Genomic DNA, 16,747 nt, shown 5'->3' on the forward strand with positions numbered 1-16,747 from the left:
CATTTAATAACTTAACAGGATATCATTATGCTCTCATATCAAGTAGTCCTAAATACGCCTTTCATGACGTACGCCCAATACTCTCAATTCTCTGGTATGCCAAAGCGCACCATCATAGATTGGGTTAAAGATGGTCGCTTACCTATTAAAAAGAAAGCAAAAGCTAAAGAAACACCATTAATCAATATGATCGCACTACACGAAATGGCAACTCGTGAAACGATGGAGAGAATGGGTTAGTCGCCCATGCGTTTATCTTCCCTTATTTCGACCAAAGAGCGTTGCCCGGTTGGGCTTCGTTTTTGTTCCACTTTTCTTCAATTGAGTATTCGTTATGAATGACATTGACTTGATAAGCGAATTTTATCGCACAAAGCAATTAGCCTTTGATGAAGCGTGCTGTGTCTTTGCAACCTCAGAGAATATAAGTAGCTTGGCTGCTGGAATAGGGATGACCCCGACTATTCTACGCAATAAGCTCAATCCTGCTCAGCCTCATGTTCTGAGTTGTGTAGACGCGCTTACTCTCGCAAAAGTAAGCGGTAATCACACCATCGTAAACAGCTTGCTTCTTGGGTTGGGCGTGGTCACCGCTCATATAACATCTGAGAGCACGGATGACACCTTTGTCCAAAGCGTATTAGAGAACTCGGTCCATTCGGGTGAATTGTCTCGAATGGCGTTGGATTATGCAGGAGAGCATCGTCTTACTCGGACTCAAAAACATAAGATTATTCATAACGCACACGCCAGTATCAGCGTTCAGGTAAAACTCATCAGGAGCCTAGAAAAACTGAATCAAGGTGGTTGTCTGCATAAAGCCATAGAGGATGAGGCGGCCACTAATGGTTTTTCTGCTTCACAGATCAATTCGGAGGAGTGATGTCTGTTACTCCGTGCCATAAGTCATGCCCAGAAACGTCTGGTCATGGATTGACGGAGGAAGATAAGCGTAGAGGCCTTAGGTATATCAGGATCATTCGACGCGAGTTATGCGATCGTCAACTTTCTTCCTTATGGGTTGAGCAGGCGAGGTTAATGACCCAATTAAGGCGTTCGAATCATGTGTTTGAACAAATGCGACTGCGAATTCGTTTATTCGGCCTTGAGAAGCGAATACAAAGAATCAGACAACGTTGGCTTTGACGCATTTTCCTCTTCCAGAGTTGCGTTATTGATTTCTCCGAAGGGGAGCGTTTTTTAGCCGAGGTTACTTTATGAGTCATCATGTGTTTGCGGTCGTACAGGGTAAGGTCATTCAAAGCAGTCTTGAAGCTGTCTTCAATTTAGTTTTAGAAAGTAAAGAAGAGTGGTGCGATGCAGTCAGTTGTCATCCTAAAAGGGGTGCAATAAAAATTGACATCCGTGGCGACTCCGAAAGTTTGAAAGGAGCGACTTTAACCGACTCTCGAACCTTATTAGAGAGAGTTAAGAGTACTGACTCAGTAACGACGCTCAACGTTCAAGACAATCTCTCTTGCTTTACTTTTTCTTTAAGGGGGAGGCGATGACGGCTCATTCTGAATACGCTGCGTCTTCATCCATTTCGTGTTTGAGTAGGCTACTTGAGGAAGCGCCTTATTTGTCGAGGTGCAGTGACAATAAAACCGCGATGCTTATCAGACCTCGAAACTACGCGGTCAGATGGCCGTATATGCAGGTTAATCGTAAAGAGATGCAGGCGTGGATGGTGTTTGACATCGATCATGACCATCGCTCTGTCCCCAACCCCTATATTTGGCAAGATGAAGGCTTGCCACCCCCTAATCTAATCGTTCGAAACCGCACTAGTAATAAAGCCCACCTTTTTTATGCCATTGTGCCGGTTTGCACCAGCGATCAAGCCCGATCCAAACCCATTCAGTACCTCAAAGCCATTTATCGCGCCTTAGCCTTACGACTTGAGGCGGACTTAAGTTATTCAGGACCTGTTGCCAAAACGCCCTTTCATCCTTGGTGGCAGACAACTGAACTCCACCGCAGTGTCTATGAACTCAATGAGTTAGCGGATTCTCTTGAGTTGGAGACAACGCGGGCATGGCTTCGTCAAGATATTGATGTCTCTTATTCTCGAAACTGTACTTTATTCGAACACACTCGTCGATACGCGTATGACATCGTCGACGAAGAAAGAGAAAAGGGCAGTTATACGAACTTTAAACGCCGTGTAGAGAGTTTCGCTCATTACAAAAATACCGAGACTGCGGATAAGCCGCCTTTGAAGTGCAGTGAGGTGTTGGCGGTGGTGAAAAGCGTTTCTCGTTGGACCTGGGATAAATATTGTGCACGGTCAGACTGCCAGCGAGGTGTGATGAGATTGGATAGTGGATTAAGTTTACAGGAAAGGCAGCGTAGAGCGGCCAGAAGAACCCATAACCTTCGTCGGACGAAGACCACTCGTCGAATTATCCGCGCATGTCAGATTCTGTTACGCAAAAATCAGGAGCTCACGATTGGTTTGGTGGCACGTAATGCGGACCTGTGTCGCCAGACCGTCAGTCGTTACGTCTATTTGTTTGAATGGGTCAAGTCTGCTTTATCCGAAAGTAGGCAAAATGGGCCAGAGCATCGTGGTAATTATGCTGTTCATCAGATATCTGCCACTATAACGTTATACTGGGTGGAGTATGAAGTAGGGAAAAAGAAGGCGGTACTTGAGTCAGCTTTTCCTTGAGTTGAATAATAATGAGTAACTATCGAGTCAAAATAAGCTCTCTTGGTAAATTCAATAATGAGTTTGAGTCGACATAACCCATTTTATGCGATTAATGTCTCAATTCGCGCAAATATGGATTTACACACCTTATTGTGCTGTATATTTATACAGTAAAATAGGAGGGGGAGTTATGTCTTTTAAAGATACAGAGACACTGTCGACAGGAATTGAATTCATTGTTGAAGCCGTGGCGGTGAAGACAAATGGCCAAGATCATTCAGCGTTAGGTTTATACCTGATCAGCTTACTGCTCGAAGATCAAAAGATTTCCCTTGATTGTGATGATAGAAGGAAAAGGGTGGTAGTACCACTTGGTAAATCGCGTCAAACACATCTTGATTTGGGCTGGAAGTGCCCAACGTTTTAGATTTGGTTGTGTTAGTTGGTGCTTCATATAGCAGTGGGACAATGGCTAAGGTAACAGGATAGACAAATGATGGAAAAGTACAGGTAAGTACTGACAAGAGTATTGGGCCAGTTACTGCTAAACAGCGTGTGATAAGCAGTCTGGTTCGCTAATTGGGTGAAGTTGATAGTGATAGTTATTTAATTCTTCACTTGCTTGGCACAACTCAAATGTGAAATAAGGTTGGGTTGTTAAGCATTCAGTGAACCTGTCTAATTCATTCGTATGTATAAACAGCGAAATAGGTGCAATCTGACGGTTTTCATTATCGAAGCAGTTATCAATATGTGCTCTGTCGATATAAACAACGTCCATTTCCTGTTTAGGGGTCTCTTCAATAAGTTTTGTTTCTAATCCGCTCTTCTCAAAGCGTTCTAACAAGGCATAAAGTTTATCAACGTCGTTTTGACTTTCTATCGCTGAATATTGAGATAGAACGCTTTCTAAGTGTTTTTCGATTGAGCCAAACTTATTCTTCATCAAACAAACCGTTTTAAGCTTTTTCTTGATAAGGCTATATCGAGCTTGTTTGATTTTTGGCTTCAAGAAGTCAATGATGATCTTGTTTCGTTGCTCTTCTTTAACAAAGTGACTGGCAATGTTTACTTTGAAGTAAAGGTGAAGAAGAGTGTTTTCGAAGGTCGACTTAAGAAGTTGGTGGTATGAAGGTTCTGACATTGTTCACATGGATTATTTATTGATGAGGGTATCTTATCATGAAAATAGCAAGGCTCTAAGGCTGAAAGCAAAATGACGTAACTTGCTAGTTGTTCGTTGTTATGCTTAAACCGTGTACCCATCGTAGTCACAATATTTTCAATTTCAGAACTCGACTTTGATTCTAGTATTGGGATTAACTTAACCAAGAAGTTTTGGTTGCTGAGGAGCCTAATAATTTGAATTCCGCGGATAGTGCTTTCGCTGCTGGTGTCACTTTCTTTAGGATTTTTACTGTCTCGATATCATCGATTGGTAACGGAGGGATAACTTTAGGCGTTGATAGAAAAAGTGTATTACATATGTAATACATTGACAGGGCGCCTTTTGTTTTTTATTGTGTACTACACATGTAATACATGAGGTGTTTGTTATGAAGACTAAAATCATCAGCGCTGCGAACCAAAAAGGTGGCGTTGGAAAAACCACGACTCTTGTCAATTTAGGGGCTGAGCTTGCACGAAAACGAAAAGTGTTAGTGATTGACCTCGATCCTCAGGGTAACTGCTCTAAAACGTTAACAGGACAGCGGGATTTTAAGTTTGAAGAGACGGTAGCTGCTTTATTTGATAAACCTAAAGTTGTGTCCATTGTCGATTTAATTCAACCTGCAAAGCTTAATGGGAACTCCATTGAAAACCTCTATGTTGTTCCCGCTGATGTTCAGTTGTCACGTGTCATCGAAACATCACTGACAAAGATTAATCGTGAACGAATTTTAGAAAAGCAATTGGCGAAGTTAGGTGGTGCCTATGATTTCATTCTTCTTGATACGCCACCAAACTTATCCTTAACGACTCTTAACGCAATCCAGGCTTCAGACCTTATCTTGATCCCTGTTGATTCAGGTGCATTTTCATTAGACGGCATTAGCCCTTTACTCGAAGCTGTCTCTGAAATTAAGGAGGACGAAGGCAATTATCTGATTCTGAGGAACGAGGTCGACTCAAGAAACACTCTTATTAATGAGTTCATTGATGAGGAATTGGAGGTAGTACAAGATAAATTGCTACCAGTATCTGTCCGTCGTTCTGAGCATGTCGGACAAGCTAATGCCGTTTCCTCTCCTGTGCGCTTTTATAAGTCGGGCTCTCTTGTTAATAACGATTACCGAAAACTCGCTGCGTTTCTTTTAAATTTAATGTAATACATAGGCAATACACATGACTAAGTTAAAGAAACGAGGAGCTATAACCGCTATCTCCACTCACAAGAACGAAGGCTCAAGCAAGTCGACTGGAATTACGACTGTCAAAAAGAAAGTGACGACATCTTATAAGGTGCCTCCTCTGACTCTTAGAATGTCACTGACGGATAAAGAACGGATAACTGATTGGGTAGCAAATCTGCAAGAGCAGACAGAGAGAAATGTGTCTGCAGCGAAACTGTACCGAGCCTTGGCTTTATATCGAGATAAGATCGATGATGAAGATCTCATTGAGTTGATCAACAAAATGAATTAAACATGTATTACCTATGTACTACATATCTTATATAAAAGCTCGTTATATACTTTAAGCGATGTCATAGGGCCTACCTCGGACTTAACTTCAAACACTGATGAACATGAAACTTGAAGAATCTTGTAACCTGTTCTGAGCCTCATTTCCTTGTAAAGACAAACACTTTAAATGTGTCTTATCACGATTCTTATCGTTGCCTTAGGCGTCACCCTGCGGGCTAGGCCTGTCTGCCCTAAGAGTCTTAGCGCCTTGTCGTTCCCTCCTCGTTGATCTCTCTGTCTTTGAATAAGTTCGAATAAGGGCTTGTTTTCTTATGCGCCGATTTTCTTTCACTCGCCTCATTTTCGGGCATGCAGGTTGTTAACCGTTTCTCCCCACAACCTGCTTTACAAGGGAGGCTTCGCCGCTGCGCGCCCTTGCAAAGCAGAACGATGTTGAGAGAGCGGACAGCCAAGCGGCTCCGAAAAGTGATACTCAAACAGAAAGGAAACTCTCATGGCGCAACAAAACTCAACCCCAACTCTCTCTAATTCAAATTCATCGACCAGCGTTTCGCCGCTGGGGCACGAAAGCTCACCAAAAAATGATATCTCTAGTCCTTTGGCGGTCTTGAAGTTACGCTATCAAGTCAAAAAGTGTCGTGATGAGGTGAAAAGAAAGTCTGATTTTGTTTCCAAAATCCAGCGTTTGAAAATGTTCAGTCGTCGTCAGTCGCCAGAGCAACTAGCTGATATCGCAGCGTTAAAAGACCAAGGGTTCGTTGACGCTATCAAGCAGCAGTTTCCGCAATTGGTGTCGCGTCGTTTTGCTTTCCATGAAATCCGTGACTTTTTCATCGAATTAAATGGCGCTGGCTTTGGGGAATGGTTTCTTCACGAGCGAGCGGATCACATCATTCTGTACACCACTTACGGGTCTGTGTTTCCAGCGTTGCGCTTTGTGACAACGGGGGAAGGAACGTTTAAGTGCTCAGGATTTTGTTTCGATGTGCGTTTTGGCGCTTAGGGGGTCACATGACAGTTCGTTCTACGGTATCCGCTGACATATCCATGCACGTGATTTGGGTGAATTCAACCGACTTTTACTCCACCGTAAAGGCCGTCAAGGTTCATGAGATTTTGGTGAGTGAGTTTGGGTATACTGACTCTTTAATACTAGAGGAAGGCAACCGAGGGAAGGGGGAGTATCAGTGTGTGATAACACTACCACCATTAAGCAGATGCGAGAAGACTATGACGTCAGTTCAAAACAAGTGGTCAAAATCGAAGCATCCATGGAAAACTGAAAAGGCAAAAGACGCAGCCACAAGTTACTTTGAAAGCTACGTGCATTTTCGCTTCTCTAACCCAAGTTAATACATCAGGAAATAGTATATTGACCTTTTGGGCTAAAGATATAGAAATTGAGCTGCTTAAGTTACTCGGCATGTCGACGAATTAGCTGCGTAAAGGTTAAACTCACAAAATACCACTATTATTGGTTGTCTGCCGCCTTAACCTGTCCAATACGCTATTTCTTCATCGTTTTCCTTGCGTAAACTGCCTGTTTCCTTGAATATGGCTATATGCATATCTGTTTATAGGTAATAACGGTGAATCAACTAAGTGGTCGCGTCCAGGCTCTAGTTTTAAGTGGCGGTGGTACTCGAGGACTCTACACGATCTCTTTGTTGGCCACACTTGAAAATCATTACTCTAATGGAGATCCAGATTACAACATCGCGGATCACTTTGACATCATCGGTGGAACTTCTATTGGAGGTATTCTTGCTCTAGGGTTAGCAAGCGGGGTTAACGCCAGAACACTTAAGAAAGTGCTCGACAGCAACCGTAAAGATATTTTTCCTCAAAACCTATGGCTGTTGGGTTCTGCTTATCGCTTTTTTAGACAACTTTTTGGAAGCAAGTTCTCACCTAAACCATTGAAAAAAACAGTCTATTCTGCTGTAGGCGACTTGAAAATAACGGACCTTCATACTCGGGTCTTGATACCAGCGCTTAACGGCTCAACTGGTGCACCAAAAACATTCAAGACACCTCACCACCCAAAATTTACGCGAGATGGTGAGCGCAAGGTTATTGATGTTGCACTTGCCACCAGTGCTGCCCCCACTTACTTTCCTCCTCATAAAATGGAAGATGGGCTAATGCTTGATGGTGGGCTTTGGGCCAACCTACCAGCTTTCAGTATCTACCACGAACTATGCAATGACCGATTTCTTAATGTGGATCCTCAAAAGGTTCACATGTTAGCTGTTGGCACTATGGGAACAGATGTAGCTATACAAGCTAAATCTTCAGGTTCCTCCGGTTACATTGGTAGTTGGGGACTAGGAAAAAAACTAACAGCAATGATGATGGATACCACTGAGCGTTGGCAAACCTTTATGACTCAACATAATCTTGGTGACAGATTTGTTCAACTTGATGACCGTGGTGTCCACAACATTGAGCTTGATGATTCAAACGACAAGTCAGCTGAGTATATGCAGTTTCAGGCTGCCAATAATGCCCAGTACGCACTGGGTAACCAAAATGTTCGAGCTTTCTTCGAACACCAACGACAAAAAGTGACATTCTACACAGCAAGAGGAGATGAGTATGAAGCAGGATGTAAGTCGTCTACTAAATGATTCTAAACAGGGCTTCATAGGTAACATCGAGCCTCATCAATCAAAAATGGAGCTGCTTTACGAAACAAGGAGAGAAGTTAGAAAAGAGTTACGGATACGCTTTCAGGATCTATCCAATAGCTTTCGTAAAAAAGGGGATAAATGGGGGCTAGATATAAAACCGAATGTCAATTTTCTAGAAACCGAGCTGCGAGCATTAGATCAGGATGCTTATGAAGTGTTAGCTAACCTTACTCCCAAATTTGCACCACAAGGCTCAATTGTTTACAAAACGATGAATAAACCCTGCCAGCCTCCTCAACAAATGGATCTTGATGATGGCATTTACCTGCCGATCGATATGTTTGAAGACAAACCAGTGCTGAGCAAGGATTTATTCTTTAAGTTTGTTGATGGTACTTTGAGTGATCTTGCGAGAAGAAAGGGCTGGGAGTTCTCTGATAAAAAAAATACATGTTCACGTGTAATTCTTGGCACAGACCTCCATGTGGATGTTCCACTATATGCTATTCCAAGAAAGCGCTTCTTATCTATGAAAGTGGAGTCACTCGGACTCGAATCAATTAATGCGTCTATGGACGTTGCTCCTAAATATGTGCGCTTAGAACCAAATGAGGTTAACCTGGCTCTAAGAAATACTGAAGCGTGGACGGTAAGCGACCCTAAGCTTTTGAATGAGTACTTTAGTCAGAACTTCTCTTACTACAAAGACATGAGTGGTACGCATGTTTGTCGCCGTGTGTGCCGTTATTTGAAAGCTTGGCGAGACAAAGCTTTCAAAACAGGGGGGCCATCATCAGTTGCTCTGATGACCTGTGTTGTCTTAACTTTTCAGGAGCTTGCAGCGCAAGACCGTTTACGTAAACTAACTGATTCTGTTGCTCTTGATGAGTGTGTTAAGAGGCTAGCATTACAGTTACGTAACGGTGTGCCCAATGATGCTGAACCTAGTAAAAATGAAAAACTGTTCCCTAAATCAAACATGTTGGAACAAGAATTAGAAGATATTTATCAAAAAGCTGAGTTACTTAATATCCATGTTACAGCGGGACTAAATGCTTCTACCGCTTCTGAAGCAATAACAAACTTACAAGCAGTCTTTGGTGATCGCATCCCAAATATTCCAGGCCTAGTGGTTGCCATCACGGTCGCTGAAGCTATCCGAAGTCAACCAGCAATAGCTCAGCCTCAACCGAATGTTGCCAATCAAGATGCGGGGTAATTCTTAGTGCTAGAGGTCTTTGAAGAGTTTAACTTCCGGGGGTATACTTTTACCCCCTCTTTCGATCAAGAAGCTCGCTGCTTTACCAAGACTTATAATAGGCCTTTTGGCCACTACGTGGTGCAGTTTAAAGTGTACCCCAACTATCTGCACCATGTTCAATTTCCTTACTTATTAGAGATCCCTAAGCGGCTTCAAGGGAGGAAGCTTCCTCATTTACTGTGGTTCAATGGATATCGTTGCTGTTTGCTCTCTGATACTTCTATACTCGATCCAATGAATCCTCGTTCACTAGTTGCAACATGGATTACTAAGCTCGAAGAAATCATCGAACTATGGGAATCTGGTGACTTTAATAAAGACTTTTACAATGAGTTCTTTGTGTACTGGACAGGTAAGGAGTACTACTTAATCTCGGATCCGCGTCAGCATAATGACCTTACACTGTACCGATATAACAGGATAAGCCCTATCACTGGAGACACTGCTGCTGAATACCTTATTTGTCACTCTGATGAAGTTGCCGAGCAGTGGAGCGAGCTACGCAACACAAAGGGGGACATTGATTATATAGGTGATGTGGTTTACCTAGAAATGACACACGCTCCTTTTGTTCCATTCACTCGTTCTTGGCCCCCAGAGTCAACAGCAGAGTTTAAAAGGTGGATCTTTGAAGGTACAGAAGGAGAGTTTTTGCTGGAACAGCTATTTGAGAAAATTTCTCAGTTACCTTTGGGCAAAGGGAGCACAAGCAGAAAAGTAGTAATAACCTTGGGATTTGAAGACTATGCTTTTGGTTTTGAATATCAGCTACTACTCGAAGATCAAAAGTGTATCCGAAAGTACTATGGGCCCAAGCGAAAGCGAGCTAGAGGCAAACAATCTAGGGATAAGTTAAAAGAACGTCTGCTCAACTCTAGGAGTAAAGTGAGCCGAATTAAGGCAATTCCGGCATACCACGATTTTTTAACAGCCAGGAATTCACGAACACCTACACTACCACTTAGCTCAAAACGAGTAGCTCTTATAGGTTGTGGGACAATTGGTGGGCACCTCACCAAGTCATTAGCAAGCCTAGGGGCTGGGAGCAAGTTTCAGTTTAGCTTGTTCGATGATGATACCTTCAAGCCGGGGAACACCACGAGACATGTGCTGGGAATCCCTTACTATGGCGAAAATAAAGCCGAAGCACTTTGTCATCAATTAAAAGAGAGTTTTCCTCAACTCGAAACTATCCCTCGCCGACGCTTCTTTGCTAACGAAAATTTTAATGAATTTGATATACTGATAGATGCCACAGGTGATCATGCCTTTTCTCTTCAGTTAGCGAAAGCTGTGAATCAGCATCGCTCAAATGGCAACCGAATATCTTTAGTACATAGCTGGATAACCGCCTTTGGGCATGTAGCCAAAGCCCTTCTGAATGATGACTCAAATTCCGCTTGCTATGCCTGTCAATTCGTTTATGAAAGCAATGGAAGTAAAACGGAGATATACCCTGGTCTTAAATCATCTGATATAGAGGAAGCCACTCAAAGCTTTCGTAAGGCCTGTGGTGAGAACGTATTGCCGTTCGGCAATGAGGCTAGTATGAGCGCAGCTGGATTAACCCTGGAATTACTCAACAGCCGAAGTGAACGATCTCCCAAACTCCTCATACGACGGATCACTGACAAAGCAACTAACATAAAAGATAAGCGGATAAAAAAGAGAGAGGATTGCCCTGCATGTGGGATGTAGAAAAGGTGCTGCTTGCAGAAGATGGAACTCGGGTCTTAATTGAAGCAGGTGTTTTCAGTAAGCTGGCCCATTATCGTCAATATGCGTCAGATTCTGTGGAATCAGGGGGAATAATCATTGGTGAGTACCGGGGGAGCGATCTTAGAATTGTTGATGTATCTACCCCTGGGAATAAAGACATTCAGCGTAAATGCTTCTTTGGTCGCCGTGACCATAGTCATCAAGACTTCGCTATGGACTACTGGAAGCGGTCATCTGGATCTCAGTCATACATTGGTGATTGGCACACACACCCTCAACATACACCACAGCCTTCAGGGTTGGATATAATTGAGTGGCAACGGGTGCTAACTGGCTCTCCAATGCTTGTTGTAATACTGGGTATCCAGAGTGACTGGTTAGCCCTCTGGCGAGCTAACAAGTTAGTTTATATATCACTATAGGAAACAGTCCACTGTTCGACTTCATATAGAGCTAGTCTAGAGCAAGGCTTGTCCCTACGCTATTGGACCGATTTCCAGTGATCGTTATCTGGCCATTTACTTTCTGCTTGCTCGAAAGAATCCATATGAACACTATCAGAGATTTGTTTTACGCGTATGTAACCACGCGTACCAGCTTGAGTCCAAAAATGGCCTTCCAGTATTTTCTTAGCTGAAGCCTCCACTAAATCCAACTCTGCAGCCCCTTGTCTCGGGCCGTGCTCTCCTGCTCCAGCACGCTTTTCAGAGAAAAGATAGGCAAGAAGCTTGGCTCCTTTATTATCATCTATCATTAGAGTTTCAACATATGACTCTGTTTTTTGTAATGACGTAAATGCTCGTACAGATATCGTAAACCAATGCTGCCGAATGACGAGAACAAATCTTTTGGGTGGATTTACTTCTCCTAACTCATTTGTCCAATCAGACTCAAACTCACCAAGCCATGTTCCATTTAGATTGGGACGATATAGAATCTTTCTAAGGAAGCTCCACTTCCAAGCCCATTTAAAATAGAAAAACCAAAACAATCCTGCCATAGTAACTCCCAGATTGAGATACTTAAGGCTATCAAAGGATAAAACTTCAAACCCGTTTAAAAAAAAAGGAACAACCCAAAAAGTAGCACCTATCAAAATTGATCCCGCCGAAAATAATTTCACTTCTGTTTGATTCATTCGACTATCAACTCCACACACCCATCTTTAGCAACCGAAATCTGCCCCTTTTGACTAACAACAATAACAGATGTAACGTTTTCATATAGCGACCCATATTGGGCAGTTCTATACCTTGCTCCTACATCAAACACAGTCCCATTGAAGTCTTGGGGGATTGTTGGACTAAAGTACTGCGATATTTTTGATAGCCCCTTCTTTTGACTAACGATATGAAACCCATCATGCCTTTCATCAGTGACGTTGGATATTGAAAATAAAAAATCCACGATTTTTTTAGCATCTGATAGTTTGCTTTGGAAGCCAATTTCACTTAAGAGAGGAGAAACTGGCAGCGACCCTATTTCTTCATCTATTAATATAATACCTAACCCAGTGAATCCAATCGGTAGACCTTTATTTACTTTGTCGATAACTACATTTAAAAAAATCCCTGTTTCATCTATCAACTCTAATCCACCCACCTTAAAACACCCAAAAACATTACAACTCAAAAACTTAACATCACTCAAACATAATTACTGGCATTGAGCATACCAAAGCTTAATTATCAGAAGCAACGCACCATATGCGTAAAGTATCTAACCTCATTTTCATAACAGTCCCCGAAAGAATTGACAGAATAAAACCCCCGATACTTTTACAAATCAATAGACACTCTCACTTAAAGGTGGTCACTTCCAAATAACGGGTGACTTACATGTTCATTCCCGTGGGTTATTATACACATAGGCCATTCAAGCAGACGTGATGACATTAGCAAAAGTAGGCCAAATAACCTCACTGTGAATTGTGACGCTGAGTGCCGCTGGCAAGGAATGGGGCATTTCTGAGGTAGAATGTACCACGGGTAAAAATTCAGCCTGTGAAGGTTTTGGACAATTATCATTTGAAGAAAATGCTCTAATCGCTGTTCTCACCAAGCGACTTTGTCGTTTTTAAGAGCAAAAACGCCTCACATCTGAGGCGTTTCACAGTTAATATATAAACTGAGGATTTATTTGAGTTTTATATGTTTGTTGGTCTATCAGTAATTCTTCACCTTAAATGTAAGGCTGAGTATTGTTGGCATTTTGAACGTCTTATTTTTGTGATAATTGCGGGGACCCCCCCCTTTTTTTTATTTAGCAATTCACTACCTTAAAAACTATGGTGGACTTGGGCGTTACCCTTTGGGCAAGGCTTTTTGCTTGTATCTTTTACCTAGGGCCTAAGAGTGGCATCACCCTGATGAGTCACTGCGTGCCGCCTCAGAATGTGCCTCTCTACAGTCCCTATCTAAAAGGATATCGCTGCAATCCTGAACGCCAGCGCCTCGTCATTCTTCCTCGTTGCCGTTCGTCGTACCTTCTCACTCCTTTCACTGACATCCATTAAGTTCGAGTAAGGGCTTGTTGCCTTATGTGCCGGTTTTCCTTTCGACTCGCATCATTTGATGGGGCTCGCAGGCTGTTGACCCTCCTAAATCAGAACCTTCTCTGCAAGGGTGAATGAACGCTTCGCGCCCCTGCAGAGAAGAACCCTGTTTGAGGTAGGGACAGCCAAGCGGCTCCATAAAGTGATACTCAAACAGAAAGGAAACTCCTCATGGCACAACGACACTCAAGCCCAACTCTCTCTAAACCGATGTTCAGCGACCAGCGTTTCGCCGCTGGGCACGAAAGCTCACCAAAAAATGATATCTCCTGTCGGGTCGTTGAACGTGCAGTTCGTTCGACTGTTTCAGCTACGGTTTCAAAAGGACTTATCTGGGTGAATTCAACGGACTTTAATTCGAGCGTTCGAGCGGTCAAAGTGCATGAGATTTTACTTAAGGAGTTTGGTTATACCGACTCTTTGATCTTGGAGGAAAGCCAGAAAGGAAAAGGGGTGAGCATTAGCGTATGTGACAGAGTGACGACGGTAAAACAGATGCGAGAAGATTACGCCTACGCGAAAAAAGAAGAGAGAAACGTTGAAACGACCGCTAAGCATCAAGCAATAGCGAAAGACCTTCTGACTAGCTTGTATGGCCAATAACACGGACTGAGCGCCGCCCATCACGACTTTAAATATTAAAAGGGATCTATTATGTCTGTACTTGCTAACTACTCTAATCACAGCCTTTTCTCTGTCGAAGAAAAAGATATCTTGAACCATGCCGCGAGCATTTTAAAATCTAAGTTGTTTGTGTCAGAGCAGACGCCACTCAATTCCCCTGAATTGGTGAAATCATTTTGTCAGACTTCACTCGCTTCCAATGAAAGCGAAGTGTTTGGGGTGATCTTTCTTGATAGTCAGCATCGAGTTTTACGCACTAAAGAGATGTTTAACGGCACCATTGACGCCGCCTCCGTTTACCCGCGTGAAGTGGTCAAAGAGTCACTGGCCACAAACGCAAGTGCAGTCATTTTTTATCATAACCATCCCAGCGGTGATGCTACACCCAGTCAAGCCGATCGACGTATTACTCGACGACTGACCGATGCGTTAGCCTTGGTTGATATTCGAGTACTCGATCACTTTGTGGTGTCTTTTGAAGATGTGGTGTCGTTTGCGGAGCGTGATTGGATATAACCATTAGTGAAAAATGTCTCTCATTCACGCCTATTCTGGCGTGAATGACTTCGGTAACGTAATGCAGTAAACTAAAGACAATTAAATAAGGTTTCTATTATGTCTGAATCAAGCAAAGTTACATTAAGCGTTGAAGAGCTGATCAACCTAACCGCTCATGCTGCCACTCAAGAGCAGTTAAATGATACGCGGAAAGAACTCGATCAGAAGATCGAAGCGGTTCGTAATGAGCTGAAATCTGATATTCAAGGGGTACGGAATGAGGTCCTGGGGGTTCGTAATGAAGTGAGTTCCCTTAAAAACCTCATTATTGCTACTGCTTTTGCGATGATTGCGACGGTAGCCGGTGCCGCGTTTTGGGTTGGTAGTCATATCAACGTTTAATGTTCAAATATGTTTTCTGAAATGCCTCTTATCCTAGAGGCATTTTTTTTACCTCGTGATTGCTGTGTACGCTTGGGTTTCTGCGCTAAAAGAGGTTGAGCCAAAGGCTCGACCGCAAGCGGTCGTCAAAACGGCTCTCAGTACCACAGTACGCCCATTTGCTCTATGTTTGATTATATTGCTTTGTCATGGTGTCGTTTTGTTGATTCTTGTCTTATAGGGCTTGATAGGCGGCTTTTTTATTATGACGGTTTAAGGCTGATTTTAAGTGCTGCGTTGTGGTAACGGCTTGAGTTGGGCGTTACCCTTCGGGCAAGGCTTTTCGCTTGTATCTTTCATCTATGGCCTAAGAGTGGCATCACCCTGGTGAGTCACTGCGTGCCGCCCCAGGCTGTGCCTCTCTACAGCCCCTATCTAAAAGGATATCGCTGCAATCCTGAACGCCTGCGCTACTGCGTAGCTGCGCCTCGTCGTGCCTCCTCGTTACCTTTCACTGATTTCAATTAAGTTCGAGTAAGGGCTTTCTGTCTTATGTGCCGATTTCCCTTTCGACTCGCATCATTTGATGGGGCTCGCAGGCTGTTAACCCTCCTCAATCAGAACCTTCTCTGCAAGGGTAAATGAACGCTTCGCGCCCCTGCAGAGAAGAACCATGTTTGAGGTAGGGACAGCCAAGCGGCTCCATAAAAGTGATACTCAAACAGAAAGGAAACTCCTCATGGCACAACGACAATCAACCCCAACTCTCTCTAAATCGAATTTCAGCGACCAGCGTTTCGCCGCTGGCCACGAAAGCTCACCAAAAAATGATATCTCTTTGGGCGTGCGCCCAGTAGGGCTAAGTCGTGATGTTGTCCTATCAGGATCAATATCTGTGGAAAATATTGTCGTGATTGCCGCTCATGTAAAAGCAAGAGCCAGGCATTCCAGTGTTTGGCTAGAACTGACGGTTTTGTTCCCAGAAACAGAACTCAATAAGCCGTACTGGGGGCAAGGCATCGCGAGAGGTCATGTGATTACTGAAACAAATAAGGTAGGGCTGAATAGTCGTGCTGTAGTCATAGGATGGGTGACAAACAACCATCAATACATCGAAACATAAAAGAGTGGATCATCCCCTTAATTATAAAATGGAGACTTAAAAGATGAAATATCTCTCACACTATATTCAAGACAAACAAACTCAGGCTTTTAATGAGGCAGGGGCGTTCTTTGCTTTTTCTAATCAACAGTTCGATGATGAAAAAAAAGAGGGCGTGAAATATGCGTCGCTAGGTATGGGGTTAATTTGCCCAGTTGATAATGCCAAGCAATTAATGACTCGTTTAGATTCTATCGCTCAAGAAGGGATCGCCGAAGATATCAAAGAGAACGGAAAAAAAGCGATCATTCGTCGTGAGTTATTTAATCATGAGTGTTTCTACACCAATGATATTTGTGACTGTGTGGAAAAGCTCGAAGGGTATGGCATCACTTACGATGAAATTCATGAAGTGTTTAATCATATTCGTAAAACGGAAGACGTTTATTAAGCGTGAAAATAAAGCGCCTTGATATTTGCTGTCTCAAATATCAAGGCATGTTCAATTACATCGGAGTTAGATTTAATGAACATTCTGAATGCTACACAAGATAGAGAAGAAACGAAAGCAAAATGTTACGTTTGTACGGCCGTTCCGTTTTCGTTGGGTAAAGTGGTCTATACGCAAGGTATTGAGCAGTTATTAGATAATAATGTCGGTGCTAACTTGT

21 protein-coding genes are annotated in these 16,747 nt (G+C 43.0%); 17 read left to right on the forward strand and 4 right to left on the reverse strand.

All coding sequences use genetic code 11. From position 1 onward, the window contains the following. Window positions 1-27 precede the first annotated feature (27 nt). The 4 genes from ACED59_RS19360 (at window position 28) to ACED59_RS19375 (ending at window position 3,083) form a co-directional block, all read left to right on the forward strand. Window positions 28-240: a hypothetical protein gene (locus ACED59_RS19360; RefSeq protein WP_102488882.1), complete on the forward strand. Its 213-nt coding sequence runs from the start codon at window positions 28-30 to the stop codon at window positions 238-240. A gap of 94 nt (window positions 241-334) precedes the next feature. Further along, complete coding sequence (locus tag ACED59_RS19365; RefSeq protein WP_017100066.1) at window positions 335-883, forward strand: phage regulatory CII family protein; 549 nt, start codon at window positions 335-337, stop codon at window positions 881-883. Window positions 884-1,507: 624 nt separating this feature from the next. Beyond that, on the forward strand, window positions 1,508-2,674 hold the full coding sequence (locus ACED59_RS19370) for a replication initiation protein (RefSeq protein WP_057623631.1): 1,167 nt from the start codon (window positions 1,508-1,510) through the stop codon (window positions 2,672-2,674). Between the two features lie 172 nt (window positions 2,675-2,846). Then, window positions 2,847-3,083: a hypothetical protein gene (locus tag ACED59_RS19375; RefSeq protein WP_057623629.1), complete on the forward strand. Its 237-nt coding sequence runs from the start codon at window positions 2,847-2,849 to the stop codon at window positions 3,081-3,083. Between the two features lie 117 nt (window positions 3,084-3,200). Here ACED59_RS19375 and ACED59_RS19380 read toward each other — a convergent pair whose 3' ends face one another. Together ACED59_RS19380 and ACED59_RS19385 are read right to left on the reverse strand one after the other, a co-directional pair. After that, entirely contained in the window at window positions 3,201-3,800 is a 600-nt protein-coding gene (locus ACED59_RS19380) for a DUF2913 family protein (protein ID WP_017083859.1), read from the reverse strand. Next, the gene (locus tag ACED59_RS19385) at window positions 3,725-3,988 is read right to left on the reverse strand and encodes a hypothetical protein (RefSeq protein ID WP_157937775.1); all 264 of its coding nucleotides are present in this window, start codon (window positions 3,986-3,988) and stop codon (window positions 3,725-3,727) included. Before ACED59_RS19385 ends, ACED59_RS19380 begins: the two co-directional genes overlap by 76 nt. A gap of 224 nt (window positions 3,989-4,212) precedes the next feature. Between ACED59_RS19385 and ACED59_RS19390 the strand changes: the two genes are divergently transcribed. The 8 genes from ACED59_RS19390 to ACED59_RS19425 all read left to right on the forward strand — a co-directional run bounded on the left by ACED59_RS19390 (window position 4,213) and on the right by ACED59_RS19425 (window position 11,339). After that, window positions 4,213-4,986 (forward strand): ParA family protein, encoded by a 774-nt coding sequence (locus tag ACED59_RS19390; protein ID WP_017083857.1) that lies wholly within the window; start codon window positions 4,213-4,215, stop codon window positions 4,984-4,986. A 16-nt stretch (window positions 4,987-5,002) separates the two neighbouring features. Beyond that, complete coding sequence (locus ACED59_RS19395; RefSeq protein WP_017083856.1) at window positions 5,003-5,302, forward strand: hypothetical protein; 300 nt, start codon at window positions 5,003-5,005, stop codon at window positions 5,300-5,302. A gap of 495 nt (window positions 5,303-5,797) precedes the next feature. After that, the gene (locus ACED59_RS19400) at window positions 5,798-6,307 is read left to right on the forward strand and encodes a hypothetical protein (RefSeq protein ID WP_017083855.1); all 510 of its coding nucleotides are present in this window, start codon (window positions 5,798-5,800) and stop codon (window positions 6,305-6,307) included. 8 nt (window positions 6,308-6,315) lie between these two features. Then, complete coding sequence (locus tag ACED59_RS19405; RefSeq protein ID WP_371705084.1) at window positions 6,316-6,657, forward strand: hypothetical protein; 342 nt, start codon at window positions 6,316-6,318, stop codon at window positions 6,655-6,657. Window positions 6,658-6,893: 236 nt separating this feature from the next. Beyond that, window positions 6,894-7,934, forward strand: a complete 1,041-nt coding sequence (locus ACED59_RS19410; protein ID WP_157937774.1) for a CBASS cGAMP-activated phospholipase — start codon at window positions 6,894-6,896, stop codon at window positions 7,932-7,934. Next, the gene (locus tag ACED59_RS19415; RefSeq protein ID WP_102488879.1) at window positions 7,903-9,156 is read left to right on the forward strand and encodes a cyclic GMP-AMP synthase DncV-like nucleotidyltransferase; all 1,254 of its coding nucleotides are present in this window, start codon (window positions 7,903-7,905) and stop codon (window positions 9,154-9,156) included. Before ACED59_RS19410 ends, ACED59_RS19415 begins: the two co-directional genes overlap by 32 nt. 6 nt (window positions 9,157-9,162) lie before the next feature. Further along, window positions 9,163-10,896 carry a ThiF family adenylyltransferase gene (locus ACED59_RS19420; RefSeq protein ID WP_133152893.1) on the forward strand — a complete coding sequence of 578 codons (1,734 nt, stop codon included), beginning with the start codon at window positions 9,163-9,165 and terminating at the stop codon, window positions 10,894-10,896. Further along, window positions 10,884-11,339 (forward strand): Mov34/MPN/PAD-1 family protein, encoded by a 456-nt coding sequence (locus ACED59_RS19425; protein ID WP_102488875.1) that lies wholly within the window; start codon window positions 10,884-10,886, stop codon window positions 11,337-11,339. The genes ACED59_RS19420 and ACED59_RS19425 overlap by 13 nt, the downstream gene beginning before the upstream one ends. Before the next feature lie 59 nt (window positions 11,340-11,398). Here ACED59_RS19425 and ACED59_RS19430 read toward each other — a convergent pair whose 3' ends face one another. After that, complete coding sequence (locus ACED59_RS19430) at window positions 11,399-12,055, reverse strand: hypothetical protein (RefSeq protein ID WP_102488873.1); 657 nt, start codon at window positions 12,053-12,055, stop codon at window positions 11,399-11,401. Beyond that, window positions 12,052-12,519, reverse strand: coding sequence for a diadenylate cyclase (locus tag ACED59_RS19435; protein ID WP_235612534.1), 468 nt, complete (start codon window positions 12,517-12,519; stop codon window positions 12,052-12,054). The genes ACED59_RS19430 and ACED59_RS19435 overlap by 4 nt, the downstream gene beginning before the upstream one ends. Window positions 12,520-13,642: 1,123 nt before the next feature. On the opposite strand from ACED59_RS19435, the gene ACED59_RS19440 reads away from it, so the two are divergent. From ACED59_RS19440 to ACED59_RS19460, 5 genes are all read left to right on the forward strand, one after another. Then, window positions 13,643-14,074: a hypothetical protein gene (locus tag ACED59_RS19440; protein WP_102488871.1), complete on the forward strand. Its 432-nt coding sequence runs from the start codon at window positions 13,643-13,645 to the stop codon at window positions 14,072-14,074. Window positions 14,075-14,125: 51 nt separating this feature from the next. Further along, window positions 14,126-14,611, forward strand: coding sequence for a DNA repair protein RadC (radC, locus tag ACED59_RS19445; RefSeq protein WP_102488869.1), 486 nt, complete (start codon window positions 14,126-14,128; stop codon window positions 14,609-14,611). 99 nt (window positions 14,612-14,710) lie between these two features. Then, the gene (locus ACED59_RS19450) at window positions 14,711-14,995 is read left to right on the forward strand and encodes a DUF1640 domain-containing protein (protein WP_102488867.1); all 285 of its coding nucleotides are present in this window, start codon (window positions 14,711-14,713) and stop codon (window positions 14,993-14,995) included. 718 nt (window positions 14,996-15,713) lie between these two features. Next, on the forward strand, window positions 15,714-16,097 hold the full coding sequence (locus ACED59_RS19455) for a hypothetical protein (RefSeq protein WP_102488865.1): 384 nt from the start codon (window positions 15,714-15,716) through the stop codon (window positions 16,095-16,097). A 43-nt stretch (window positions 16,098-16,140) separates the two neighbouring features. Beyond that, window positions 16,141-16,527: a hypothetical protein gene (locus ACED59_RS19460; protein WP_017101067.1), complete on the forward strand. Its 387-nt coding sequence runs from the start codon at window positions 16,141-16,143 to the stop codon at window positions 16,525-16,527. Window positions 16,528-16,747 lie beyond the last annotated feature (220 nt).

Source organism: Vibrio sp. FF266, from assembly GCF_041439695.1.
In the GTDB taxonomy this organism is placed as follows: domain Bacteria; phylum Pseudomonadota; class Gammaproteobacteria; order Enterobacterales; family Vibrionaceae; genus Vibrio; species Vibrio tasmaniensis_A.